Origin of the sequence: Pseudomonas sp. NFX5, from assembly GCF_049132125.1 — a bacterium.
Classification (GTDB): domain Bacteria; phylum Pseudomonadota; class Gammaproteobacteria; order Pseudomonadales; family Pseudomonadaceae; genus Aquipseudomonas; species Aquipseudomonas marginalis.
Map to the genome: position 1 here is coordinate 126,062 of NZ_JAFMZG010000006.1, position 25,413 is coordinate 151,474.

The window sequence follows — 25,413 nt, forward strand, 5'->3', positions numbered from 1 at the left end:
GGGCGGGTCAGTAAAAGATGTTCAACTGACACTCCCTCATCGGGGGCAAGCCCCCTCCCACAATTGATTGCATTTCAGTCTTTGCCAATCAGTGGCCGGACGCTTCCGGCCCTGCCTTGGCGCCAAACGGCGGTTTGGCCAGCCACACCAGCAACATCAACCCCATGAACATCCACCCCAGCAACGTGAAGTAATCCACGGTGGACATCATGTACGCCTGGCTGGTGAGGATCTGGTCCAGTTGCGCGTAGGCCTTGTGCCCTGCCCCACCGAGCGCCTGCAGCGCGTCGCGGGTGGCCGAGTCATAGGTGGTCATGTTCTCGCTCATGTACGCATGGTGCTGGTCCGCCCGGCGGATCCAGATCCAGGTGGTCAGCGAGGCCGCAAAGCTGCCGCCCAGGGTCCGCAGAAAGGTCGCAAGACCGGCGCCGTCGGCAATCTGGTGCGGTGGCAGGTCGGACATCAGGATGCTCAAGGTCGGCATGAAGAACAGCGCCACGCCGATGCCCATGAACAACTGCACCAGGGCAATGTGGGTGAAGTCCACCTCATTGGTGAAGCCCGCGCGCATAAAGCAGCTCAAGCCGATCGCCAGGAACGCCAGGCCCGCCAGCAGGCGCAGGTCGAACTTGTGCGCGTACTTGCCCACGAACGGTGACATCAGCACCGGCAGGATGCCGATCGGCGCCACCGCCAGGCCGGCCCAGGTGGCGGTGTAGCCCATCTGGGTTTGCAGCCACTGCGGCAGGATCAGGTTGATGCCGAAGAAGCCCGCGTAGCCGAGGATCAACACAATCGTGCCGATGCGAAAGTTACGGTAGGCAAACAGCCGCAGGTTGACCACCGGGTGCTTGTCGGTCATTTCCCAGATGATGAACACCGCCAGGGCAATCACCGAAATCGCCGCGCCCACAATGATGAAGTTGGATTCGAACCAGTCCAGGTCGTTGCCCTTGTCGAGGATGATCTGCAACGCGCCGACGCCCACGATCAGGCTCAACAGCCCGACGTAATCCATCGGCTGGTAGCTGGTGGTCACCGGGCGCTTCTTCAATTGCGCACGCACCACCATCACCGCAAAGATGCCGATGGGGACGTTGATAAAGAAGATCCACGGCCAGCTGTAGCTGTCAGTGATCCAGCCACCGAGGATCGGCCCTGCAATCGGCGCCACCACCGTGACCATCGCCAGCAACGCCAGGGCCATGCCACGCCTCGCCGGCGGGTAGACCGCGATCAGCAGGGTCTGGGTCATCGGGTACAACGGCCCGGCCACCAGGCCTTGCAGCACCCGAAAGCCGATCAGTTCGGGCATCGAAGTGGAAATACCACAGAGGAACGAGGCCAGCACAAACAGCATGGTGGCCCACAGGAACAGCTTCACTTCGCCAAACCGCCGGCTCAACCAACCGGTCAGCGGCAAGGCGATGGCGTTGCTCACCGCAAACGAGGTGATCACCCAGGTGCCCTGCTCCGAACTCACGCCGAGGTTGCCGGAAATGGTCGGCAAGGCCACGTTGGCGATGGTGGTGTCGAGCACCTGCATAAAGGTCGCCAGCGACAGGCCAATGGTGGCCATCAACAGGCTGGGCGGCGTGAAGGAGGCGTTATTGCTCATCAGCGCTGCACAGCCTTGGGCGCGGCGATGCTGTTGGCATGGATCAACTCGGTGATCATGGCGTCAGCCTCGGCCAATTGGCGGTCGTACACGTTGGTGGTGAAGGTCGCCTTCTGCGGCGCCTGTTGCGCCAGCACCGGGCCGCTCTGGTCATGCAGGTCGACATTGACGACAGTGCTCAGGCCGACCCGCAGCGGGTGCTTGGCCAGTTCTTCGGCATTGATGTGGATGCGTACCGGCACCCGTTGCACGATCTTGATCCAGTTACCGGTGGCGTTCTGCGCCGGCAGCAGGGCAAACGCACTGCCGGTGCCGGCGCCAAGGCTATCCACGGTGCCGCTGAATTTCACGTCGCTGCCGTAGATGTCCGACTCGATGTCCACCGGCTGGCCAATGCGCATGTCGCGCAGTTGGGTTTCCTTGAAGTTGGCGTCGATCCACAGCTGGTTCAGCGGGATCACCGCCATCAACGCCGTACCCGGCTGCACGCGCTGGCCCAGTTGCACGGTGCGCTTGGCCACGTAGCCGGTGACCGGCGCGATCAAGGTGCTGCGCGCATTGGCCAGGTAGGCCTGGCGCAGTTGCGCGGCGGCGGCCTGCACGTCCGGGTGGGACGAGATCACGGTGTCATCCACCAGCGCATTGCTGGTCTTGAGTTGCTGCTCAAGGTTGGTCAGCGCGTTTTTCGCGGCGGTCAGGCTGTCACGGGCGTGGGACAGTTCTTCCTGGGAAATCGCGCCGCCCTGGGCCAGGGTCTTGCGGCGGTTGAAATTGTCCTGGGCGGTTTGCACATCGGCTTTCTGTGCGTTGACCTGGGCTTTCATGCCATCGACGTTGCTGTACAAGCCACGCACCTGGCGCACGGTGCGGGCCAGGTTGGCCTGGGCACTTTGCAGGCCGACAGCGGCGTCGTTGGGGTCGAAGTTGATCAGCACCTGGCCTTCGTGGACCAGGTCGCCATCGTCGGCGCCGATACTGACCACGGTGCCGGTGACCAGCGGGGTGATTTCCACCACGTTACCGTTCACATAGGCGTCGTCGGTGCTCTCGTTGAAGCGCCCGTAGAATTCATACCAGCCCCATACGCCCACGACGCCGAGGATGACGATCAGCGCGAGGCCGATCAGCATGACCTTGCGTTTGCGTGGGTTGTTGTCTTTGGGTTGTTCTGTAGCGTTGGTGTTTTCGGCAGTGGCCATGACAAATACCTCAAATTATTCCGTGCGGGTGGCTGGGGTGGTCGACGCCACGTTGTCGGCGCTGTATCCGCCACCCAGGGCCTGCATCAATTGAATCGACAGATCGATTTGCCCGGCATTCAGGGTCGCCAGCTGACGCTGGGCCTGCAGCAATTGCTGCTCGATGCTGAGCACGTCCAGGTAGTTACCGACCCCTGAGCCGTAGCGCTGGACCACGGTGTCGTAGGACTGCTGGGCAATGTCCGTGGCGTGTTGCTGGGCCTGGATCTGCCGACCGGTTTCGCGCAGTTGCGAAAGGGTGTTGCCGATATCGCCCAAGGCCTGCACCAGGGTCTTGTTGTACTGGGCCACGGCCAGGTCGTAGTCGGCATCGCGCGCATCGAGGTCGGCGCGCAGGCGGCCGCCATCGAAGATCGGCAACGAGATCGTCGGCGCAATGTTGAAGAAGCGGCTGGCCGAGCCGAACATCGCATCCCCCAGCAACGACTCGGCCCCGGCGCTCGCGCTGAGGTTGAGGTTCGGGTAGAAGCGCGTCTTGCTGGCGGCGATGTCCTTGCTCGCAGCCTCGACTCGCCAGCGCGCGGCGATCAGGTCCGGGCGGCGGCCCAGCAGCTCGGCGGGCAACACCGAAGGCACGGCGACAGCGGCGGGCTTGAGCACATTCGGACGGGCCAGTTCGCCGCCTCGGTCCGGGCCTTTGCCGAGCAATACGGCGAGGGCGATCTTGGCGCTCTGCAGTTGCTTGTCGGCATCGATCAATTGCGACTGGGAGCTGGCTTCCAGGCTTTCGGTCTGCTGGTACTGGTACTGGCTGTCGATGCCCGCAGCGAGGCGGCGCTTGCTCAGGTCGAGCATTTGCCGGGTGCGCTTGAGGTCATCGCCGGCCAGGTCGCGCACGATGTGCGCCTGGCCCAGGTCGCTGTAGGCCTTGGCCACATCGGCAGCGAGGGTCAGGCGCGCGGCCTGTTGGTCGACTTCGGCGGCGCGGGCCTGGCCCAGCGCGGCTTCCCAGGCGGCGCGCTGGCCACCCCAGAGGTCGAAGTTGTAATTGAAGCTGGCGCCGATATTACGCACGGTCGAGTAGGCATCGCCCTCGCCGCGCGGGTCCTGGTCCTTGGCCAGGCGTGAACGGCTCACGCCGGCGCTGGCATCCAGGGTCGGCATGCGTGCGGCATTCGCGGCATAGGCGGCGGCTTCGGCCTGATGGGCACGGGCGCTGGCGACTTGCATGTCGGGGCTGTTTTGCAGGGCTTCCTGGATCAGGCCGTCGAGCTGCGGGTCGCCGAGGTTTTTCCACCAGTCGGCGCTGGGCCAGGCGGCACTCGACAGGGTCACCCCGCTCAGGGATTTACCGGTCTGCAAGGTATTGGCGTCGAGGCGCCGGCCCTGGGTGTCGAGGCCGCTGTAGTTGGCGCAACCGGCCATGCTCATGGCCACGAGCACCAGGCAAAGGGCACGTGTGTTCATGCTTTACCTACCCGCTGCAGGGTGATGGGATCACCGGCAGCTATCAGAATTTTCTTGAGAATCCGTTCCAGGGTTTCCAGCTCGCCAGCCTCAAGTACGCCCGCCAGTTGGTTCAACGCCTGGGCGCCTATGTGCGGCAGCATGTCTGCCAGGCGCTGGCCGTCGGCAGTCAGCACCAACTGGACCTGGCGGCGGTCCTGCTCGGAGCGTTTGCGGTCCAGCAGGCCTTTCTGCTCGAGGCGGTCGAGCATGCGGGTCATCGAACCGCTGTCCAGGGACAGGTTGCGGCACAGCTCGGCCGGGGTGTCGACGCCGAACTGGGCCATGATGATCAGCACCTTGAACTGCGCGGCCGTGATGCCGTGGGGTTCCATGTGGGTGTCGATGATGCGGTCCTTGAGGAGCGCCGCACGGCCCAGCAACAGGTAGGACAGCGCCTGTTCCTGGCTCATGGCCGGTTCCGAGAAGATCTGCGTGGTGGGCTGCTCGGCGCTGCCGCTGAGGCGGATACCGGCGACGACATCGTCGGTCTTGCGGATCGCTTCGATATCCAGGTACGGCTGGTCGAGCGGCCCGGCGAACAGCAGGCGTGCGCGGCGCACATCCAGGCGCTGGCCATAGGCGCGGTAGCGACCGTCGTTGAGCCACAACTCGCCACGGGTATCCATGTTGTCGCCGATGTGCACATGGCCCTGCACCTTGGCGGTGAGGCCGAAGCCCGAGAAGTTGAGCTGGTCTTCGCCCACCGCCACGTCGATATCCATGGCCATGGCCATCGGTGGCTTGCCCTCTTCGGTCTGGCTGCCGACGATCACGGTGTCATCCGAGACCTTGACGGTGGACGGCGGCAGTTCGCGCACGGTGATGTCACCGCGGGGGATCCGCACCTTGCCGGCAATCGCCAGTTTGTCGTTCTTCAGGCTGATCTTCAGGTCCGGGGCCACTTCGAGCACCGCATAGGGCTCCACCGTGACCGGCAGTTGCGAGCCTTGCAGGCTGAGGTCCACCACCAGGGCCTGGCCCCAGTCGACCTGGCCCTTGAGGCTGCCCTGCCCGGCCTTGCCACTGCGCCATGCGCCATTCAATTGCACACTTTCACCGGCAATCAGCGCCTGCACGTTCAGGCCTTCAAGGCTGATGGGCAGCTCTGGCCCGGAGACTTCACCGCCCACCAGGTTGACGTTGCCGTTGACCTGCGGCGCCAGCAGGCCACCGGCGATCCGGCCGCTGCCGTTGAGCTTGCCGCTGAGTTTCTCGACCATCGGCACAAACGGCCGCGCCACGGCGAGATCCAGACCGGTCAGGCTGAAATTGCCGCTGATCGGCTTGTTTTTCGGCAATGGGTTGATCTGCGCCTGCAACAGCAACTCGCCGAGCTTGCCGCCACGGAAGTTCAACTGGGTGTCGATACGCTTGGGGTTGAGGGTGGTTTCCAGCGTGAGGGTGTCGTAGGGGAAATCCAGCCACTGCTCCTTGTCCTTGACCCGCAGGGTGCCGCCGCTGGCATCCACCGCGACCACGCCTTTGGGGCCGCTGTCGGGCAGGTCCAGTTGGACGTCGGCGTTGAGCTTGCCCTGCCAGGCGAAGTCCTTGGGCAGAAACGCCGCCAGGCTGTCGATGGGGAATTGCTTGAGGTGGTAGCGCAATTTGGGTTCCGGCATCAGGCGCTGGTCTTCACCGCACAGGCTGGCCGCACCGGAGACCCAGCAGTGGGCCGCAAAGGTCAACTTGCCGTCGGCCATGCGCTCGATTTTTGCCGGCGCCTGCAGCCTCCAGTCCTGGCCACCCGCCTGCACATCGCCACTGGCCAGGCGACCGCGCCAGTTGCCCTGGTCGAGGTTGCCATCCAGGGCCAGGGCCAGTTTGACCAAGGGGCCGGCCAGGTCGAGTTGGACCTTCTGGCTCCTGATATCGCCCTGAGCGCTGGCGGTGAGCATGCCCACCTGGGTGTCACCACTTTGAATGCCGCTGCCCTTGAGGTCGATTTTCCCGCGCTGGGCACTGTCCAGGGTCGCGTCCAGGCTCAGGCTTTGCAGGCGATTATCGGCGAACGCCAGTTGCTGGCCCTTGAGGTCGAGTTGGCCTTGGGGCGCCTTGAGGCTGCCGGCCACGTCGAGTCGGCCATTGACCTGCCCACGCAATTGCGGCCACAGCTGGGCCAGGCGCGCCAGCTTGATATCGATCTGCCCGGCCAGGCGTTGCTGCAGGCTGCCGCTGCCGTTGATGCGGTTGTCGCCCAGGCGGACATCCAGGTTGGCCAGGGTCCATTGCTCGCCCGCGCCCTCGGCCTTGGCCGCCAGCACGGCGGTTTGCCCACGCAGGCGGCCCTTGAGGTCGAGGTCGGCGTTGAGCTTGAGCTGCTCGTTTTTGAATTCACCTTTGCTGCGCAAGGGGCCAGCCAGCGTGCCCGGCAATTCCGCCACCCAGTACGCCGGGTTCAGCGCCGACAGGTCCAACGCGGTATCCCACGCAATACCATCGGCAAATTGCAGGTTCAAATGCCCTTCGGCCTTGCCTTGGCCGGCAGTCAGCTTCAGCTCAGGCAGGAAGATTTGCGTGAGGTCGCCACTGAACGGCGTGACCAGATTGAATTTGCCCGCCGGGCCGTCCAGGTCGGCCTTGAGGTTGCCGAGGTAGTTGCCGTCTTTGTAGGAAACCTCACCGTTGAAGGTGCGCAACACCACCTGTGGCTCGTCGATCAGCGGGTAGAGGCGATGCCAGGGAAAGTCCAGCCAGTCGATCTTGGCCTCGGCGCTGAAGCCTTGTTGCCAGTCCAACTGCGCCGTGAGCTTGAGGCTTTGTTTGTCGCCGGCATTCAGGTCCAGGCCGGCGATCTGCGCGCCCTTGGCGTCGACCTTGCCTTGCAGCAGCAGGTCCACCGGGCCTTTTTCCGCCGGCAGTATGGCCTTGCCCAGCAGTTGGTAGCCGCTGCCCAGGTCGCCCTTGGCGGTGAGGTCCAGTTGATTGAGCTGCAGGGTGTCGGGCAGATCGGCGCTGGGTTTGAAGCCATCGGCGGTGATATGCACCTGGGCCGGGAGGTTGTCCACCAGGGGTTGCAGCTCGCCCTTGACTTTGGCCGGCAGGTAGCCGCTGCTGTCGGCGTCGAGCCTGAGGGTCTTGAGCAGGTCGCCCTCGACCTTGAGCGCCACCGTCCACGGCGCGCCGCCGGGGGCGTAGGGCAGGCTCAGGTTGCCGCTGGCGGTCAGCGGCCAGTCGCCGCTGGGTTGCAACAGGCCGTTCAGGTCCAGCACCAGGCCGTCCCGTTGCAGGTGCACCGCGTCAATCTGCATGCCGGCGGCGGTCCAGTGCGCGGCCAGTTGCAGGCCCTTGAGTTGTTCGCTGCCGTTAAGCAGCAGGCTGCCGACACGAACGTCGCCCAACTGAATGGAAACGGGCAGCTTCAGGTCCGGCAATTGAATCGGCCCACTGCTCTCTTCAGTGCTCGGCGCAACGTCCAGGCGGACTTGCTCCACATCCAGGCGATTGATGCACAGGGTCATGCGCAACAGGCACGCCGGCGACCAGTCAAACGTCGGCGCATCGAGTTCGACGCGACTGCCGTCCTGCGCCCACAGCAGATGATCGGCGCGCCACTGGCCGCCCAGACGGCCGTGGAAATTCTCTACGCTCAAACCCGGTACACGCCCCAGCGCCCAGCGACTGCCCGCCTGGGTGCCGAGGACCGCCCACAGGGCCAGCAACAGCACGACAAGGGTGGCCAACACGGCCAGCCCCGCTATTTTCACACCACGCATCACAGCTCAGGCCCCATGGAAAAGTGCAATCGAACGCCGCCCGGGTCTTCCAGGGCGTGGGCCAGGTCCAGGCGGATCGGCCCGACCGGCGAGACCCAGCGGATGCCGACACCCACACCAGTCTTCAAGCTGGGCAACTCCAGGGAGTTGAACGAGTTGCCCTGGTCGATAAAGGTCGCAATCCGCCATTTTTCGGCGATGGAATATTGATACTCGGCACTCAGGGCCACCATGTAGCGGCCGCCGATACGGTCGCCCCGGTCATTCTCCGGCGACAGGGTCTGGTACTCGTAGCCGCGCACGCTCTGGTCGCCACCGGCGAAGAACCGCAGCGACGGCGGCACCGACTTGTAGCCATTAGTGGCACTGCCGCCGACCTGGGCCCGCGCCAGGAAGCGGTGGTTGTCCCACAGGGTGGTCAGGCCCTTGACCATGGCCGTGCCGTACAACAGGTTGGTGTCGGAGCCCAGTCCCTCCTTCGCCACCTTGCTGTCGAATTGCAGGCGGTAGCCGTTATGAGGGTCGATGCGGTTATCGCTGCGCAGGTAGGAATAACTCACACCCGGCATCACCAGGTTACTGAGGCCCGAGTCATTGCCCAGGCGGTATTCTTCGCGCTGGTATTTGAGCGAGATCACCCGGGTCCAGCCACTGGGCAACTTGCTGTGCCATTCGGGCCCTAGGGTGAGCAATTTACTCAAGGTGTCGGTGTTGGCGATTTCTTCATTCTGGTAACCGCCGGCGAAACGCAGTTTATCGGTGAGCGGCGGGTCCAGCGGGATGTCGTACCACAACCCGACGTTCTGCCGTGGCGCCGACAACTCGGCTTCCCAGCCATAGCTGTGGCCCTGGGGATTGACCCAGTGGCGTGTCCAGTTGGCCTTGCCGCGCGGGCCGACGTCGGTGGAGAAGCCCAGGCCCAGGCCCATGGTGCGTGGCTTGCGGGTCTCCAGGTTGACGGCCACCGGGATCACGTCATTGGCCGAAGCCGCGGGTGCGGCGTCGACGCGCACGCCTTCGAAAAAGCCGCTGGCTTGCAGGTTCTGGTTGAGTTCGGCGATCAGTTCGGAATCGTAGGGGGCGCCACTTTTAAACGGCACCATGCGTTGCAGCAGCTCTTCGTCAAACGGCGTATCGCCGGCAAAGCTGACCTTGCCCAAGGTGTAGCGCGGGCCGCTGTCATAGATGAGTTCGATATCGGCGACACCGGCCTGGGGGTCTACCGAGAGTTTCTGGTGAGTGAAGCGCCCGCTGAAAAAGCCGTAGCGCGAGGCCTGGTTCTGGATCAGACGCTTGGCGTCTTCGTAGTGGCCGTGGTTGAGCACGGCGCCGGATTTGAGGTCGTCGCTGGCGGGCACGCGAAAGGCCTTGAGGTCCGCGGCCGGGCCGTCGACCCGAATGGTCACGTTGCGCAGATGCACCGGTTCGCCGGGGTCGATGGTGAGGATCAGGCGCGGGTTCTTGCCGCCCTTCACATCGCTTTCGATCCGGGGCTGATAGAAACCTAAAGCCTGGGCGGCTTTGCGCGCCTGCTCTTCGGCCCCACGGCTGAACCGCAGCAAGGCGTCTTCGTCACGCTCGCCCACCCCGCCGATATAGCCTTCGATGTTGGCTTTCAACGCGTCGTTTTTTGGCTTGATCCGCACGTCCAATTCGCTTTGCGCGAATGCGCCGCAGCTTGTGAACAGCAGAACCAAGCCGCTGGTAAATCTTCCTGGAAACTTCATAGGCGCGGATGCTACACGAGCTGGGGAGAAACTTAGAACTCAGAGGATTCTGAAAAATTCTGCGCTAAGCCGTTGCAGCATGTAACACCTGCGGATTGGGGTGGAAAAATACGTGCTCCAGAATCGGTCCTACCGCCACTTCGCCGATCTCCTCATAGCCCTGGCGTTTGTAGAACTCCAGATAGCGCGAATTCCCCGTGTCCAACACCACACCGGACGAGTGCGGGTCTTCCGCGCACCAATTGTGTACCGCCTCCAGCAGCTGTTCACCGTAGTGCTTGCCCTGGAATTGCGGATGAATGCCCAGCAGCGGCAACACATGCACCGATTCGTTGGGCAGGCAGGCCATCACCGCATAGTGGTAGTCCAGGTAGCGCCGGGTGCCGCGCACGCCGGTGCTCAGCCACATGCGCAATTGCCAGGCCCAGCTTTCGGTAATCCCCAGGCGCCGCTGCGGGGGCGCGATCAGCGCGATGCCGATCAGGCGGTCGTTGACGAACAGGCCGATGGCGGGAAGTTTCTGGAAGAAATGCTGCTTGACCAGTTCGCGCACGGTGGCACGTACCCGCTGTTCATAACCTGCGCGTTCCGCCTCGAAGATGTAGGCAAACGTCGGCTCATGCCGATAGGTCTGGTACAGCAGCGAGCGTGCTTCGCGGGAGTAGCCGCTGTTGAGCAGGCGAACTTCGCCAATGGCAGTGTCAGTCATACAGTCAATCTCCCTGGGCGCCACTCAATAGATGGCGTTCTTATGGGTACGAACCTACGCAGCACCAGTCGTTCCCAGACATTAGCAGTGCATCTGTCCTACCGCCACGCTGGCCCCCGTCCGACTTGTCCGCTAGCATCGCCCTTTTGCCAGACTGGACCGCCGACCATGAAAATCGTCTCCTTCAATATCAACGGGCTGCGCGCCCGCCCTCATCAGCTGGCGGCACTGATTGAAAAACACCAACCCGACGTCATCGGCCTGCAGGAAACCAAGGTCCACGACGACCAGTTCCCCCTGGCCGAAGTGCAGGCCCTGGGCTATCACGTGTACTACCACGGGCAAAAAGGCCACTACGGTGTAGCGCTGCTCTCGCGCAAAGAAGCCTTGAGCGTGCACAAGGGCTTTGCCAGCGATGAAGAAGACGCCCAGCGCCGTTTTATCTGGGGCACCTTCGCCGATGAAAACGGCCAGCCGGTGACCATCATGAACGGCTATTTCCCACAAGGTGAAAGCCGCGACCACCCGACCAAGTTCCCCGCCAAGCAGCGCTTCTACGCAGATTTGCAGCACCTGCTGGAAAGCCAGTTCAGCAACGACCAGGCCCTGGTGGTGATGGGCGATGTGAACATTTCCCCGGAGGACTGCGACATCGGCATCGGCGCCGACAACGCCAAGCGCTGGCTGAAAACCGGCAAGTGCAGCTTCCTGCCCGAAGAGCGCGAGTGGATGGCGCGCCTGAAGAACTGGGGCCTTGTGGACAGTTTCCGCCACCTCAACCCCGAGGTGGCCGACCGTTTCAGCTGGTTCGACTACCGCAGCCGTGGGTTCGAGGATGAGCCCAAGCGTGGGCTGCGCATTGACGTGATCATGGCCTCCAATGGCTTGTTGCCACGAGTCAAGGATGCCGGGGTGGATTACGACCTGCGGGGCTTGGAGAAACCGTCTGACCATGCGCCGATCTGGCTCGAACTCAGCTGATCCCCCTGACTGTACTCGGGCCAAATGTGGGAGGGGGCTTGCCCCCGATCGCGGTGTATCAGTAACAGATAAGCTGACTGTCAGTCACATTATTGAAATCCAAGTGACTTAATCTCGCGGCACTCCCTTTGGCTTGAGAAGGTGCCGGCATGATGCTGCGCGTTCTGTTCCTGTTGTGTAGCGCGTTGTCCCTCTGCGTCGTGGCTGCCCCCCTCCCCGTTCCCGACCAAGGCCCGGCTTTGCGCATCCAGGGTTCCAACACCATTGGCGCGGCGCTGGGGCCCGCGCTGGTCAAGGGGTTGATGGAGCATCAGGGCCTGCAGGCGGTGCACAGCGAACCGGCCGAGGGCGCCAATGAACAGCGCGTGATCGGCAAGACGCGCCAGGGCAGGACGGTGACCGTCGAGGTGGCGGCCCATGGTTCCAGCACGGGGTTTGCCGCGCTGAAAAACGCCAGCGCCGACCTGGCCGCCTCGTCCCGGCCAATAAAAGACAGCGAACTGGTGGACCTCGAAGCGCTCGGCGACCTGAAAAGCCCCGAGGCCGAACAGGTGATCGCCATCGACGGCCTGGCCATTATCCTCAACCCGCGCAACCCGCTGAATACGTTGAACACCGAGCAACTGGCGCAGATTTTCAACGGCGAAATCAACACCTGGGAAGCATTGGGCGGTATCGGCGGAACCATTCATCTGTACGCTCGGGATGACCAATCCGGCACCTATGACACCTTCAAGGACCTGGTGCTGCGCCTGCGCGGCAAGCCCCTGGCCGCGTCCGCCAAGCGCTTCGAGTCCAGCGAAGCGTTGTCCGATGCGGTGAGCCGGGATCCCCAGGGCATCGGTTTTATCGGCTTGCCTTACGTGCGCCAGGCCAAGGCGGTGGCGATTGTCGATGGCGACTCGCAACCGATGTTGCCGTTGAACAGCCTGATTGCCACCGAGGATTACCCGCTGTCTCGCCGGCTGTTCTTCTACCTGCCGCCCTCCTCCAGCAACCCGTGGGCCAAGGCCCTGGTGGACTTTGCCCAGAGCAGCAAAGGCCAGGCGATTGTGGCGGCCAATGGGTTTATTGCGCAGCAGGTGCAGGCGATGACGGTGGAGCCGCGCCCTTCGATGCCCGACGACTACCAGGCGATTGCCCGTGACGCCCAGCGTTTGAGCGTGAATTTTCGCTTCGAGGAAGGCAGCGCCAGCCTGGACAACAAGGCGCGCCAGGACGTGCAGCGCGTCGTGGCCTATATAAAGCGCCACCACCAACTCGACAAGCAGGTAACGCTGGTGGGATTCGGCGATGCCAAGAATGACCCGCAACGGGCCGCGCTGCTCTCGAAGCTGCGGGCGATGGCGGTGCGCCGGGAGTTGGTCAAGAATGGCGTGGTATTGCGCGATATTCGCGGCTTTGGCGCACAGATGCCGGTGGCGGCGAATACGGCGGATGAGGGGCGGATCAAGAATCGGCGCGTGGAGGTTTGGGTTTACTGAGGGCTGCTGGATCTTCAGGGCCTGATCCGGCCTCATCGGGGGCAAGCCCCCTCCCACATTTTGATTTGGGAATACATTCAAAGTGTGGGAGGAGGCTTGCCCCCGATTCAGGCGACGCGGTGTCACTGCCCGCCGCGCATCAACTCCTTAGGCACATACTTGCCGATCTCGAACTTGCCGATGGCCGCGCGGTGCACTTCGTCCGGGCCGTCGGCCAGGCGCAGGGTGCGTTGCATGGCGTACATGTAGGCCAGCGGGAAGTCGTTGGAGACGCCGGCGCCGCCGTGGATCTGGATCGCGCGGTCGATCACCTTCAACGCCACGTTCGGCGCCACCACCTTGATCTGGGCGATTTCACTTTTCGCCACTTTATTGCCCACGGTGTCCATCATGTACGCCGCTTTCAAGGTCAGCAGGCGCGCCATGTCGATTTCCATGCGTGAGTCGGCGATCTTGTCGATATTGCCGCCCAGGCGCGCCAAAGGCTTGCCGAACGCGGTGCGGCTGACGGAGCGTTTGCACATCAGTTCCAGCGCGCGCTCGGCCATGCCGATGGAGCGCATGCAGTGGTGGATACGGCCTGGGCCAAGGCGGCCTTGGGCAATCTCGAAGCCTCGGCCTTCACCCAGCAGTACGTTTTCGTAAGGCACGCGGACATTGTCGAACAGCACTTCGGCGTGGCCGTGGGGCGCGTCGTCGTAGCCGAACACCGGCAGCGGGCGTACGATTTTTACCCCAGGGGCGTCCACCGGCACCAGGATCATCGAGTGCTGCTGGTGGCGCGGTGCATCCGGGTTGCTCAGGCCCATGAAGATCAGGATCTTGCAGCGCGGGTCGCAGGCGCCGGAGGTCCACCATTTCTTGCCGTTGATCACCCACTCGTCGCCCTGGCGCTCGGCGCGGGCGGCCATGTTGGTGGCGTCCGAGGACGCCACATCGGGCTCGGTCATGGCGAAGGCCGAACGGATCTCACCGCGCAGCAGCGGTTCGAGCCAGCGTTGTTTCTGCTCTTCGTTGGCGTAGCGCACCAGCACTTCCATGTTGCCGGTGTCGGGGGCGGAGCAGTTGAACGGCTCCGGGCCCAGCAGCGAGCGGCCCATGATCTCGGCCAGGGGGGCGTATTCAAGGTTGGTCAGGCCGGCGCCCAGTTCGGACTCGGGCAGGAACAGGTTCCACAGGCCTTCGGCTTTCGCCCGGGCCTTCAGCTCTTCCATGATGGCGGTGGGCTGCCAGCGGTCGCCTTCGCTGACCTGGCGTTCGAACACCGGCTCGTCCGGGTAAACGTAAGCGTCCATGAACGCTGTAACACGTTCACGCAGTTCCTGAACCTTGGGCGAATAGGCGAAATCCATGAGCAGCTCCCTTCTTTGAGAGGTTGTTTAGGTCATGCAATCGATGCTAGAACAGCGTTGATAATTTACCTAGCCTATTCTCGGCGTGTATTAACATTCATCACCGATATATGATCGACGTATGGCCAACTAACAATAAGAGCGCAACGAAATGAATCTGAGCAAGGTCGACCTCAACCTCTTTATCGTCTTCGACGCGATCTACACCGAAGCCAACCTGACCCGCGCCGGGCAGATTGTCGGCATCACCCAGCCGGCGGTGTCCAACGCCCTGGCGCGCCTGCGCGAGACGTTCAACGACCCGCTGTTCGTGCGCACCGCCCAAGGCATGGTGCCCACGCCGATGGCGCAGAACATCATCGGCCCGGTGCGCAATGCGCTGTCGTTGCTGCGGGTGTCGGTGCAGGAAAGCCGCATCTTCAACCCGCAGCAGGCGGCCAAGACCTACCGCATCAGCATGACCGACCTCACCGAAGCGGTGATTCTGCCGCTGCTGTTCCAACGCCTGCGCCGCCTGGCGCCCACCGTGGTGATCGAGAGTTTCCTGTCCAAACGCCGCGAGACCACCAAGGAACTGGCGGCCGGGCGCCTGGATTTTGCCGTGGACGCGCCGCTCAACACCGACCCGCAGGTACGCCACGTCAAGCTGATGGAAGACCGCTACGTGTGCGCCATGCGCAAGGGCCATCCCATGGCGGGCAAGGACAAGTTCACCCTGGATGACTACCTGTCGCTGACCCATATCCATATCTCCAGCCGCCGCAACGGCTTGGGCCACGTCGACCTGGCCCTGGGCAAGATGGGCATCCAGCGCAAGATCGCACTGCGCTCCCAACATTACCTGATGGCCTCGCAAGTGTTGCAGCAGACCGACATGGTCATGACCGTGCCCGAACGTTTCGCCCGCCGCCATGAACTGCATTGGTTCAACCTGCCGGTCAATGACGTGCCACCGGTGGAAACCCACCTGTACTGGCACGAAAGCACCGACCAGGACCCGGCCAACCGCTGGATGCGCGAGCAGATGATCGAGTTGTGCCAGCAAGTCACCGCCCATGAGAAGAAGCTGGATAAGCAACAGGCCTGAGGCTGAAGAGCGCCCCCTGTGGCAGGGGGCTTGCCCCGATGGGCTGCGCAGCGCCCCTTGACGTTTACGTCAACCTGCCATTAGCTTAGCGCCAAGACCTTCTTGAGCGCCCCCATGAGCACGACCTACAGCATCTCCGACCTCGCCCGTGAGCTCGACATCACCACCCGCGCCATTCGTTTCTATGAGGAACAAGGCCTGCTGGCCCCGGAACGCCGGGGCCAGGAGCGCATTTATTCGGCGCGGGACAAGGTCAGCCTCAAGCTGATCCTGCGGGGCAAGCGCATCGGTTTTTCCCTGGCCGAGTGCCGTGAGCTGATCGAACTCTACGACCCCACCGGCGGCAACCAGATCCAACTCAACAGCATGCTGGCCAAGATCGCCGAGCGCCGTGAGCAGTTGGAACAGCAACTGCTGGATATCGAACAAATGAAGCTGGAGCTGGACACCGCCGAAGAGCGTTGCACCCAGGCCCTGGCGCAAACCATGGGCCAGGTTGGCCATTGATCAGAAGGTAGCTGCCATGTCCCTCCCCTCCCATGTGCGCCTGGTGGAAGTCGGCCCGCGCGACGGCTTGCAGAACGAAGCCCAGCCCATCAGCGTGGCCGACAAGGTCCGATTGGTGGATGCCCTCAGCGCGGCGGGCCTGAGCTATATCGAAGTCGGCAGTTTTGTCTCGCCCAAGTGGGTGCCGCAAATGGCCGGTTCCGCCGACGTGTTCGCGCAGATCCAGCGCAAGCCCGGCGTAACCTACGGTGCGCTGGCGCCAAACCTGCGTGGTTTCGAGGACGCGCTGGCGGCGGGCGTGAAGGAAGTGGCGGTGTTTGCCGCAGCCTCCGAGGCGTTTTCCCAGCGCAATATCAACTGTTCCATCAGCGAAAGCCTGGAGCGTTTTGCGCCGATCATGGCGGCGGCCAGGCAGCACGGCATCAGCGTGCGCGGCTATGTGTCCTGTGTGCTGGGTTGCCCTTACGAAGGTGAGATTGCGCCGGAACAGGTGGCGGCGGTCGCGCGGGAGCTGTATGCCATGGGCTGCTACGAGGTGTCCCTGGGCGACACCATCGGCACCGGCACGGCGGGCACCACGCGGCGGCTGTTCGAGGTGGTCGGCGCGCAGGTGCCACGGGACAAACTGGCAGGCCACTTCCATGACACCTATGGCCAGGCCATCGCCAATATCTATGCCGGCCTGCTGGAAGGCATCACGGTATTCGACAGCTCTATTGCAGGCCTCGGCGGCTGCCCCTATGCCAAGGGCGCCAGCGGTAACGTCGCCACCGAAGATGTGCTGTACCTGCTCAATGGCCTCGGGATCGACACCGGCATCGACCTGGATGCATTGATTCGCGCGGGCCTGCACATCAGCCATGTCCTCGGCCGCCCCACGGGCTCGCGCGTAGCCAAGGCGCGGACAGCCGGTTGAGTAGCGTAGCCGTGACAATGTGTTACCGCACGGCTACACATCGAGTAACACGGGAACATATTTTGTCGTATTTTCTGTAGGTCAAGGCCTACTAAAAAATTAACTTATTGATTTTAAAGGGATTTAAAAAGTTGGCACGCCTTCTGCTATCTCTATGGCATAACAAGAATAAAAAGCGCCAAACCTAATAAAAATAAGACGAAACGACTCTGACATAACAAAAACAACACGGCAGAGACGCAGCTAACAGATTTTTTTGGAGAAGATGTGCTTCGCAGGGTACGGCATGCCGAAACCCGCAACCGGTTAGAGAAAAATAAAACTACCTCAGGTAGCTACCCACTGGTTGGATCGTTAACGAAGAAGCAGGTCAGCGCTCAAAAAAATACGTTTGCTCTTGACCCCGGATGGGGGTCGCCAAAAACAGCGGTAAAGGGTAACGGTTGCCAAAAACAACAATAGACCGCCCCTCAATAATAAAAAAAGAGCACGCAACGACAAATTAAAGGGGACCTTCGGGTCCCCTTTGTGCTTTCTGGCCTTTAACCCTGCCCTGCCCCCAGCTCTTCGATCGAGATCTCGCGCATGCGGAATTTCTGGATCTTGCCCGTCACCGTCATCGGAAACTCCTCCACGAACTTGAAGTACCGGGGCGTCTTGAAATGCGCGATGCGGCCCTTGCACCAGGCCTGCAGTTCCAGTTCGCTGGCCACATGACCGGGATGTAGCTTGACCCAGGCCACGATCTCCTCGCCGTAGCGCTCGTCCGGAATGCCGATGACCTGCACATCGGCCACCGCCGGGTGGGTGAAGAAAAACTCTTCCACCTCGCGCGGGTACACGTTTTCGCCACCGCGAATGATCATGTCCTTGTTGCGCCCGGCGATGCACACATAGCCGTGGGCATCCATGGTGGCCAGGTCGCCGGTGTGCATCCAGCCCGCAGCGTCGATGGCCTCGCGGGTGCCGTCGGGGTTGTTCCAGTAGCCGAGCATCACGCTGTAGCCACGGGTGCAGAGTTCGCCGACCTGGCCACGGGGCAGCGTGTTACCGGCTTCATCGATGATCTTGCTTTCCAGTTGCGGCTGGGTGCGGCCGACGGTGGTCACGCGGCGCTCCAGATCGTCATCCGCGCCGGTTTGCAGGGATACGGGGCTGGTCTCGGTCATGCCGTAGGCAATCTGCACCTCGCCCATGTGCAATTCGCCGATGACCCGGCGCATCACCTCGATGGGGCACGTGGCGCCGGCCATGATGCCGGTGCGCAGGGTGGACAGCTCGAACTCGCCCCGGCGTGGGTGATCGAGCAGGGCAATAAACATGGTGGGCACGCCGTACAGGCCGGTGGCACGTTCTTCGGCGACGGCGGTGAGGGTCAGCAGCGGATCGAAGCCGTCATTCGGGTAGATCATGGTGGTGCCATGGGTGATGCAGCCCAGGTTGCCCATCACCATGCCGAAGCAGTGGTACAGCGGCACCGGGATCACCAGGCGGTCCTGCGCGGTGAGGCCCAGGCTTTCGCCGACCATATAGCCGTTATTGAGGATGTTGTGATGACTGAGGGTGGCGCCCTTGGGGAAACCGGTGGTACCGGAGGTGTACTGGATATTGACGGCTTGATCGAAGTGCAGGCTGGCCTGGCGGCTGTGCAGCTGCTCGGGCGGCAGGCCCGCACCGAGGGCCGCCAGTTCCGACCAGGGCAGGAAGCCCGGGGGCGGGCTGGGGTCGAGGCTGATCATGCCGCGCAGCTCAGGCTGCAATGCCTGCAACATCGCGTGGTAGTCGGAGGTCTTGAACGCGCCGGCGCACACCAGCCACTCGCAGCCGGACTGCTTGAGCACGTAGTCCAGTTCACTGCTGCGGTACGCCGGGTTGATATTGACCAGGATCACGCCAATCTTGGCGCTGGCGATCTGGCTGATGCACCACTCGGCGCAATTGGGCGCCCAGATACCCAGGCGGTCGCCGGTCTGCATACCCAAGGCCAGGAACGCGCGAGCGTGCACCTCGACGGTCTCGGCCAGTTGCCGCCAGGTGTAGCGACGCTGCTGATGGCGTACCACAAGGGCCTCGCCATCGGGGTGCTGCGCCACGGTGTGATCGAAGGCCTGGCCAATGGTCATGGCCAGCAAGGCCTTGTCCTGGGAGCCACGGCTGTAGCTCGGATGCAGTTGATCCATAACGACCCCTGTTGTCTTTTTTGTAGGTTGACGTAAACGTAAACTACGATTGACAGCACCGTAACGCAAGCTTACGTTAACGTAAAGGTGAGCGCCCTTCCCTGGCGCGCCATCCACACAACAACAAAGCTCACATTAAGGTGCCTGTCCATGAGTTACCCGTCCCTGAACTTCGCCCTCGGTGAAACCATCGACATGCTGCGCGACCAGGTGCAGTCCTTCGTGGCCAAGGAAATCGCGCCCCGTGCGGCACAGATCGACATCGACAACCTGTTCCCCGCCGACCTGTGGCGCAAGTTCGGGGACATGGGCCTGCTGGGCATCACCGTACCGGAAGAATACGGCGGCGCCGGCCTGGGCTACCTGGCCCACGTGGTGAGCATGGAAGAAATCAGCCGTGGCTCGGCCTCGGTGGCGTTGTCCTACGGCGCCCACTCCAACCTGTGCGTGAACCAGATCAACCGCAACGGTACTCACGAACAGAAACTCAAGTACCTGCCCAAACTGATCAGCGGCGAACACGTCGGCGCCCTGGCCATGAGCGAACCCAACGCCGGGTCCGACGTGGTCTCGATGAAACTGCGCGCCGACAAACACGGCGACCACTATGTGCTCAACGGCAGCAAGACCTGGATCACCAACGGCCCCGACGCCAGCACCTATGTGATCTACGCCAAGACCGACCTGGAAAGGGGCCCCCACGGCATCACCGCGTTTATCGTCGAGCGCGACTGGAAAGGCTTCAGCCGCAGCAACAAGTTCGACAAGCTCGGCATGCGTGGTTCCAACACCTGCGAACTGTTCTTCGATGACGTGCAAGTGCCGGAGGAAAACATCCTCGGCGTGCTCAACGGCGGCGTGAAAGTGCTGATGAGCGGCCTCGATTACGAGCGCGTGGTGTTGTCCGGCGGCCCCACCGGGATCATGCAGGCGTGCATGGACCTGATCGTGCCCTACATCCACGATCGCAAGCAGTTCGGTCAAAGCATCGGCGAGTTCCAGCTGATCCAGGGCAAGGTCGCCGACATGTACACCCAGCTCAACGCCAGCCGCGCCTACCTCTACGCGGTGGCCCAGGCCTGCGAACGCGGCGAAACCACGCGCAAGGACGCGGCCGGGGTGATCCTGTACAGCGCCGAACGCGCCACGCAAATGGCCCTCGACGCGATCCAGATCCTCGGCGGCAATGGCTATATCAATGAATTCCCCGCCGGGCGCCTGCTGAGAGACGCCAAGCTGTATGAAATCGGCGCCGGCACCAGTGAGATTCGGCGGATGCTGATCGGTCGCGAACTCTTCAACGAAACCCGCTGAAGGAGCGTCCCATGGCCACCTTGCACACCCAGCTCAACCCACGCTCAGCGGAGTTCGCCAGCAACAGCGCGGCGATGCGCCAACAGGTCGACGCCCTGCACACTCTGCTCGCCCACGTGCAGCAAGGCGGCGGCGCCAAGGCCCAGGAGCGTCACACCTCACGCGGCAAACTGCTGCCGCGCGAGCGCATCAATCGCCTGCTGGACCCGGGCTCGCCGTTCCTTGAACTCAGCCAACTGGCCGCCCATCAGGTGTATGGCGAAGACGTGCCGGCCGCCGGGGTGATTGCCGGCATCGGCAGCGTGGAAGGCGTCGAATGCATGATCGTCGCCAACGACGCCACGGTCAAAGGCGGCTCCTACTACCCACTCACGGTGAAAAAACACCTGCGCGCCCAGACCATCGCCGAACAGAACCGCCTGCCGTGCATCTACCTGGTGGATTCCGGCGGCGCCAACCTGCCGCGCCAGGATGAAGTGTTTCCCGACCGCGAGCACTTCGGGCGGATCTTCTTCAACCAGGCCAACATGAGTGCCCAGGGCATCCCGCAGATCGCCGTGGTGATGGGCTCGTGCACCGCCGGTGGCGCCTACGTGCCGGCCATGGCCGACGAAGCGATCATGGTGCGTAACCAAGCGACGATCTTCCTGGCCGGCCCGCCATTGGTGAAGGCGGCTACCGGTGAAGTGGTCAGCGCCGAAGACCTCGGCGGTGCCGACGTGCACTGCAGGATATCCGGCGTGGCCGACCACTATGCCGACAGTGATGAACACGCCCTGGCCCTGGCCCGCCGCAGCGTGGCCAACCTCAATTGGCGCAAGCAAGGCCAATTGCTGCAACGCACGCCCGTGGCGCCGTTGTACAGCAGCGAAGAGCTCTACGGCGTGATCCCGGCCGATGCCAAGCAGCCGTTCGATGTGCGCGAAGTGATCGCACGGCTGGTGGATGGCTCGGTGTTCGATGAGTTCAAGGCGCTGTTCGGCACCACCCTGGTGTGCGGCTTCGCGCATGTGCACGGCTACCCGATCGCGATCCTGGCGAACAACGGGATTCTGTTCGCCGAGGCCGCGCAAAAAGGCGCGCACTTTATCGAGCTGGCCTGCCAACGCGGGATTCCCCTGCTGTTCCTGCAGAACATCACCGGGTTTATGGTCGGCCAGAAATACGAAGCCGGTGGCATCGCCAAGCACGGCGCCAAGCTGGTGACTGCAGTGGCGTGCGCCAAGGTGCCGAAATTCACGGTGATCATCGGCGGCAGCTTCGGCGCCGGCAACTACGGCATGTGTGGCCGCGCCTATGACCCGCGCTTTTTGTGGATGTGGCCCAACGCACGCATCGGCGTGATGGGTGCCGAACAGGCTGCGGGCGTGCTGGTGCAGGTCAAGCGTGAACAGGCTGAACGGGCAGGCGTCGGCTTCAGCGCTGAAGAGGAAGCGGCGATCAAGCAGCCGATCCTCGACCAGTACGAAACCCAGGGTCACCCCTATTACTCCAGCGCACGCCTGTGGGACGACGGCGTCATCGACCCGATGCAGACCCGCGATGTGCTGGCCCTGGCCTTGTCCGCCGCGCTGAATGCCCCCATCGAGCCGAGCCGCTTCGGCGTGTTCCGCATGTAAATGGAGCCGTACCCATGAGCGATTTCAATACCCTCGAACTGATCACCGACAGCCGTGGCTTTGCCACGCTGTGGCTCAGCCGAGAAGCCAAGAACAACGCGTTCAACGCCGAGATGATCCGCGAACTGATCATCGCCCTCGACCATGTGCAAGGTGATGCATCCCTGCGTTTCCTGGTCCTGCGGGGGCGCGGCAGGCACTTCAGCGCCGGTGCCGACCTGGCGTGGATGCAGCAGTCGGCCGAACTGGATTACCACACCAACCTGGACGACGCCCGCGAACTGGCGGAGCTGATGTACAACCTGGCCAAGCTGAAAATCCCCACCCTGGCGGTGGTGCAAGGCGCGGCCTACGGCGGCGCGCTGGGCCTGATCAGTTGCTGCGACATGGCCATCGGCGCCGATGACGCGCAGTTCTGCCTGTCGGAAGTCCGCATCGGCCTGGCCCCGGCCGTGATCAGCCCGTTCGTGGTGCAAGCCATCGGCGAGCGGGCGGCGCGGCGCTATGCCCTGACCGCCGAGCGCTTTGGCGGCCAGCGTGCCCGGGAAATCGGCCTGCTGGCGGAAAGCTACCCGATTGGCGAACTGGACCAACAGGTGGAACAGTGGATCACCCACCTGCTGCATAACAGCCCGGCGGCGATGCGCGCCAGCAAGGACCTGCTGCGCGAAGTCGGTAACGGCGCGCTCACCCCCGCCCTGCGCCGCTATTGCGAAAATGCCATTGCACGCATCCGTGTCAGCGCCGAAGGCCAGGAAGGTTTGCGCGCTTTTTTGCAAAAACGCCCGCCCAGCTGGCAGCCCCAGGAGCCGCGTTCATGAGCACGCTGACCACCCTGCTGGTGGCCAACCGCGGCGAGATTGCCTGCCGGGTGATGCGCACCGCCAAGGCCATGGGCCTGACCACCGTGGCGGTGCACAGCGCCGTCGACCGTGATGCGCGACACAGCCGCGAGGCGGATATTCGCGTCGACCTGGGGGGCAGCAAAGCCACCGAGAGCTACCTGCAAATCGACAAATTGATCGCCGCCGCCCAGGCCAGCGGTGCCCAGGCCATTCACCCAGGCTACGGTTTCCTGTCGGAAAACGCCGGGTTTGCCCGTGCGATCGAGGCGGCGGGGCTGATCTTCCTCGGGCCGCCCGCCTCGGCCATCGACGCCATGGGCAGTAAGTCCGCCGCCAAGGCCCTGATGGAAACCGCCGGCGTGCCCCTGGTGCCGGGGTATCACGGCACGGAACAGGACCTGGAAACCTTCCGCGACGCCTGTGAGCGCATCGGCTATCCGGTGCTGCTCAAGGCCACGGCCGGGGGCGGCGGCAAGGGCATGAAGGTGGTGGAGGATGTCAGCCAGCTCGCCGACGCCCTGGCCTCGGCCCAGCGTGAGGCGCTGTCGTCCTTCGGCAATGGGCAGATGCTGGTGGAGAAATACCTGCTCAAGCCACGCCACGTAGAGATCCAGGTATTTGCCGATCAGCACGGGCATTGCCTGTACCTCAATGAGCGGGACTGCTCGATCCAACGCCGCCACCAAAAGGTCGTCGAGGAAGCCCCGGCACCGGGGCTGAGCGTTGCACAGCGCAAGGCCATGGGCGAAGCGGCGGTGCGTGCGGCCCAGGCCATCGGTTATGTCGGCGCGGGCACGGTGGAGTTCTTGCTGGATGCGCGCGGCGAGTTTTTCTTCATGGAGATGAACACGCGGCTGCAGGTGGAACACCCGGTCACCGAAGCGATTACCGGCCTGGACCTGGTGGCCTGGCAGATTCGCGTCGCCCAGGGCGAGGCGCTGCCGATCACCCAGGAGCAGGTGCCGCTGATCGGCCATGCGATTGAAGTGCGCTTGTACGCCGAAGACCCGGCCAATGACTTCCTGCCCGCCACCGGGCACCTGGCGCTGTATCGCGAGTCCGCGCCGGGCCCGGGGCGCCGCGTGGACAGTGGTGTCGCGCAAGGAGACGACGTGTCGCCGTTCTACGACCCGATGCTCGGCAAGCTGATTGCCTGGGGTGAAGACCGTGAGCAGGCACGCCTGCGCTTGCTGAGCATGCTCGACGAGTTTGCCGTGGGTGGGCTGAAGACCAACCTGGGCTTCCTGCGGCGCATTATTGGTCATCCGGCATTTGCGGCGGCCGAGTTGGATACCGGATTTATTCCGCGCTACCAGGACGAACTTCTGCCGGTGGCCGGGACGTTGAGCGATGAATTCTGGCAGGCCGCAGGTTCTGCCTTCATGCAGAGCTTGCCCCCAGGTGACGGGCCATGGGCGGACACCCGTGGATTCCGTGCAGGACTGCCCGCCGAGGTCTCGCTGCACTTGAGCTGCAATGGCCAGGACCGCCTGGTGACACTGGCCGCCATCGCCGCGACATTGCAGGGCGAACAGTTAGTGATCGAACACCAGGGCGTCCGTCGTTCACATCTGGCAGTGCGCAACGAGCACAGGGTTTTCCTGCGTTGGGACGGCGAGATGCAGGGCGTGAGCCTGTTCGATCCGATTGCTGCTGTCGAGGCCAGCCAGTCGCACCAGGGCGGCCTCACGGCACCGATGAACGGCAGCATCGTGCGGGTGCTGGTGGACGTCGGCCAAACGGTCGAGGCCGGCACCCAGTTGGTGGTGCTCGAAGCGATGAAGATGGAGCACAGTATCCGCGCGCCCCAGGCCGGGGTAGTCAAGGCGCTGTTCTGCCAGGAGGGCGAAATGGTTGCCGAGGGGTGTGCGTTGGTGGAGCTCGAAACGGCGGACTAGAACTTCACCGTGGCCTGCACGACGACGCCGAGGATGCGGCAATCAACGGTGAACAGCAGTTTCGGGTAGGTGGGGTTGAGCGGCACCAGGTAGAGCTGGCCGCTCTCTTCCAGCAACTGCCGGAAGGTCGCCTGGGTACTGCCGGCCCGTTGGGCGACTACCAATTTGCCGGGTTCGGCGGCGATGGCCGGATCCACCAGGATCATCATCCCTGCTGCGATGCTCGGGCCGCTGAGTGCGGTCATGGCGTCGCTCGTCACCGGCAGCCAGTAGGCGTCGCCCCGGGCGTGGTAATCCGTCAGTTCGAAGCGCGCGGCACCATAGGCCGGGCGCTCTTCGCGGATTTCGCCCAGGCCTTTCCACTCGCTGACCGGGTAGCGAAAATACGCCGTGTACTGTCTTGCCGGGTCTACGACCTCGTCGGCCTTCTCACGCAGCTCCTGCACCACTTCCAGGTCGCCCAGCCCCAACTCTGCCAGCACCCGGTTCATATCCGCCAGGCTCGGCACGCGGCGCTTGTTGAGCCAGTGGCCAACGCCCCCCTGGGACATGCCCAAGCGTTCAGCCAACTCACCCTGGGTGACCTTGCGGTCTTTCATGTTGGCCTTGACCAACGCTATCCATTTATCCATGGCCGCCGACAATACGTCAGCCAGTTTCCAGGGCAATAAACAGTTTGTAGTAATCCATAAAACGACATAAATACGATACGTACTATCATCGGGCATAAGGTTTTCGACACCCACCCAGAGTAC

General features: G+C 63.1%; 18 protein-coding genes and 1 pseudogene. 9 read left to right on the forward strand and 10 right to left on the reverse strand.

Features of this window, described 5'->3' with window-relative positions:
• Positions 1–88 precede the first annotated feature (88 nt).
• The 7 genes and pseudogenes from J1N02_RS02035 to J1N02_RS02065 form a co-directional block, all read right to left on the reverse strand.
• Positions 89–1,618: a DHA2 family efflux MFS transporter permease subunit gene (locus J1N02_RS02035; RefSeq protein ID WP_027606285.1), complete on the reverse strand. Its 1,530-nt coding sequence runs from the start codon at positions 1,616–1,618 to the stop codon at positions 89–91.
• Positions 1,618–2,817 carry an efflux RND transporter periplasmic adaptor subunit gene (locus tag J1N02_RS02040; RefSeq protein ID WP_065927031.1) on the reverse strand — a complete coding sequence of 400 codons (1,200 nt, stop codon included), beginning with the start codon at positions 2,815–2,817 and terminating at the stop codon, positions 1,618–1,620. The genes J1N02_RS02035 and J1N02_RS02040 overlap by 1 nt, the downstream gene beginning before the upstream one ends.
• A gap of 15 nt (positions 2,818–2,832) precedes the next feature.
• Positions 2,833–4,284 carry an efflux transporter outer membrane subunit gene (locus J1N02_RS02045; RefSeq protein WP_027606283.1) on the reverse strand — a complete coding sequence of 484 codons (1,452 nt, stop codon included), beginning with the start codon at positions 4,282–4,284 and terminating at the stop codon, positions 2,833–2,835.
• Positions 4,281–4,706: a MarR family winged helix-turn-helix transcriptional regulator gene (locus J1N02_RS02050; RefSeq protein ID WP_421147118.1), complete on the reverse strand. Its 426-nt coding sequence runs from the start codon at positions 4,704–4,706 to the stop codon at positions 4,281–4,283. Before J1N02_RS02050 ends, J1N02_RS02045 begins: the two co-directional genes overlap by 4 nt.
• A pseudogene (locus J1N02_RS02055) lies at positions 4,692–8,039 on the reverse strand (translocation/assembly module TamB domain-containing protein); the annotation flags it as partial. The pseudogene J1N02_RS02055 and the gene J1N02_RS02050, both read right to left, overlap by 15 nt.
• Complete coding sequence (locus tag J1N02_RS02060) at positions 8,039–9,766, reverse strand: autotransporter assembly complex protein TamA (RefSeq protein ID WP_027606280.1); 1,728 nt, start codon at positions 9,764–9,766, stop codon at positions 8,039–8,041. The pseudogene J1N02_RS02055 and the gene J1N02_RS02060, both read right to left, overlap by 1 nt.
• Before the next feature lie 64 nt (positions 9,767–9,830).
• The gene (locus tag J1N02_RS02065; RefSeq protein ID WP_421147101.1) at positions 9,831–10,475 is read right to left on the reverse strand and encodes a GNAT family N-acetyltransferase; all 645 of its coding nucleotides are present in this window, start codon (positions 10,473–10,475) and stop codon (positions 9,831–9,833) included.
• Between the two features lie 168 nt (positions 10,476–10,643).
• Here J1N02_RS02065 and xthA point away from each other — a divergent pair, with 168 nt between their 5' ends.
• Together xthA and J1N02_RS02075 are read left to right on the forward strand one after the other, a co-directional pair.
• On the forward strand, positions 10,644–11,456 hold the full coding sequence (xthA, locus tag J1N02_RS02070; protein ID WP_027606278.1) for an exodeoxyribonuclease III: 813 nt from the start codon (positions 10,644–10,646) through the stop codon (positions 11,454–11,456).
• Positions 11,457–11,605: 149 nt separating this feature from the next.
• Complete coding sequence (locus J1N02_RS02075; protein ID WP_421147102.1) at positions 11,606–12,940, forward strand: substrate-binding domain-containing protein; 1,335 nt, start codon at positions 11,606–11,608, stop codon at positions 12,938–12,940.
• 122 nt (positions 12,941–13,062) lie between these two features.
• Here J1N02_RS02075 and J1N02_RS02080 read toward each other — a convergent pair whose 3' ends face one another.
• On the reverse strand, positions 13,063–14,292 hold the full coding sequence (locus J1N02_RS02080; protein ID WP_421147103.1) for an acyl-CoA dehydrogenase: 1,230 nt from the start codon (positions 14,290–14,292) through the stop codon (positions 13,063–13,065).
• A gap of 151 nt (positions 14,293–14,443) precedes the next feature.
• On the opposite strand from J1N02_RS02080, the gene J1N02_RS02085 reads away from it, so the two are divergent.
• The 3 genes from J1N02_RS02085 to J1N02_RS02095 all read left to right on the forward strand — a co-directional run bounded on the left by J1N02_RS02085 (position 14,444) and on the right by J1N02_RS02095 (position 16,802).
• The gene (locus J1N02_RS02085; RefSeq protein WP_027606275.1) at positions 14,444–15,379 is read left to right on the forward strand and encodes a LysR family transcriptional regulator; all 936 of its coding nucleotides are present in this window, start codon (positions 14,444–14,446) and stop codon (positions 15,377–15,379) included.
• A 114-nt stretch (positions 15,380–15,493) separates the two neighbouring features.
• Positions 15,494–15,886 (forward strand): MerR family transcriptional regulator, encoded by a 393-nt coding sequence (locus tag J1N02_RS02090; protein WP_027606274.1) that lies wholly within the window; start codon positions 15,494–15,496, stop codon positions 15,884–15,886.
• Between the two features lie 16 nt (positions 15,887–15,902).
• Complete coding sequence (locus J1N02_RS02095; RefSeq protein WP_027606273.1) at positions 15,903–16,802, forward strand: hydroxymethylglutaryl-CoA lyase; 900 nt, start codon at positions 15,903–15,905, stop codon at positions 16,800–16,802.
• A 542-nt stretch (positions 16,803–17,344) separates the two neighbouring features.
• On the opposite strand, the gene J1N02_RS02100 is transcribed toward J1N02_RS02095, so the two are convergent.
• On the reverse strand, positions 17,345–18,982 hold the full coding sequence (locus J1N02_RS02100) for an AMP-binding protein (protein ID WP_108572651.1): 1,638 nt from the start codon (positions 18,980–18,982) through the stop codon (positions 17,345–17,347).
• 150 nt (positions 18,983–19,132) lie between these two features.
• On the opposite strand from J1N02_RS02100, the gene J1N02_RS02105 reads away from it, so the two are divergent.
• Genes J1N02_RS02105 through J1N02_RS02120 form a run of 4 tightly spaced genes read left to right on the forward strand, consistent with a single transcriptional unit; the run spans position 19,133 to position 24,658 of the window.
• Positions 19,133–20,296 (forward strand): isovaleryl-CoA dehydrogenase, encoded by a 1,164-nt coding sequence (locus J1N02_RS02105; protein ID WP_027606271.1) that lies wholly within the window; start codon positions 19,133–19,135, stop codon positions 20,294–20,296.
• 11 nt (positions 20,297–20,307) lie between these two features.
• Complete coding sequence (locus J1N02_RS02110; RefSeq protein WP_108572649.1) at positions 20,308–21,915, forward strand: carboxyl transferase domain-containing protein; 1,608 nt, start codon at positions 20,308–20,310, stop codon at positions 21,913–21,915.
• A 14-nt stretch (positions 21,916–21,929) separates the two neighbouring features.
• Positions 21,930–22,736: a gamma-carboxygeranoyl-CoA hydratase gene (locus tag J1N02_RS02115; protein ID WP_027606269.1), complete on the forward strand. Its 807-nt coding sequence runs from the start codon at positions 21,930–21,932 to the stop codon at positions 22,734–22,736.
• Entirely contained in the window at positions 22,733–24,658 is a 1,926-nt protein-coding gene (locus J1N02_RS02120) for an acetyl/propionyl/methylcrotonyl-CoA carboxylase subunit alpha (protein WP_098479152.1), read from the forward strand. Before J1N02_RS02115 ends, J1N02_RS02120 begins: the two co-directional genes overlap by 4 nt.
• Here J1N02_RS02120 and J1N02_RS02125 read toward each other — a convergent pair.
• Complete coding sequence (locus J1N02_RS02125) at positions 24,655–25,290, reverse strand: LexA family protein (RefSeq protein ID WP_027606267.1); 636 nt, start codon at positions 25,288–25,290, stop codon at positions 24,655–24,657. The genes J1N02_RS02120 and J1N02_RS02125 overlap by 4 nt on opposite strands.
• Positions 25,291–25,413: the final 123 nt, after the last annotated feature.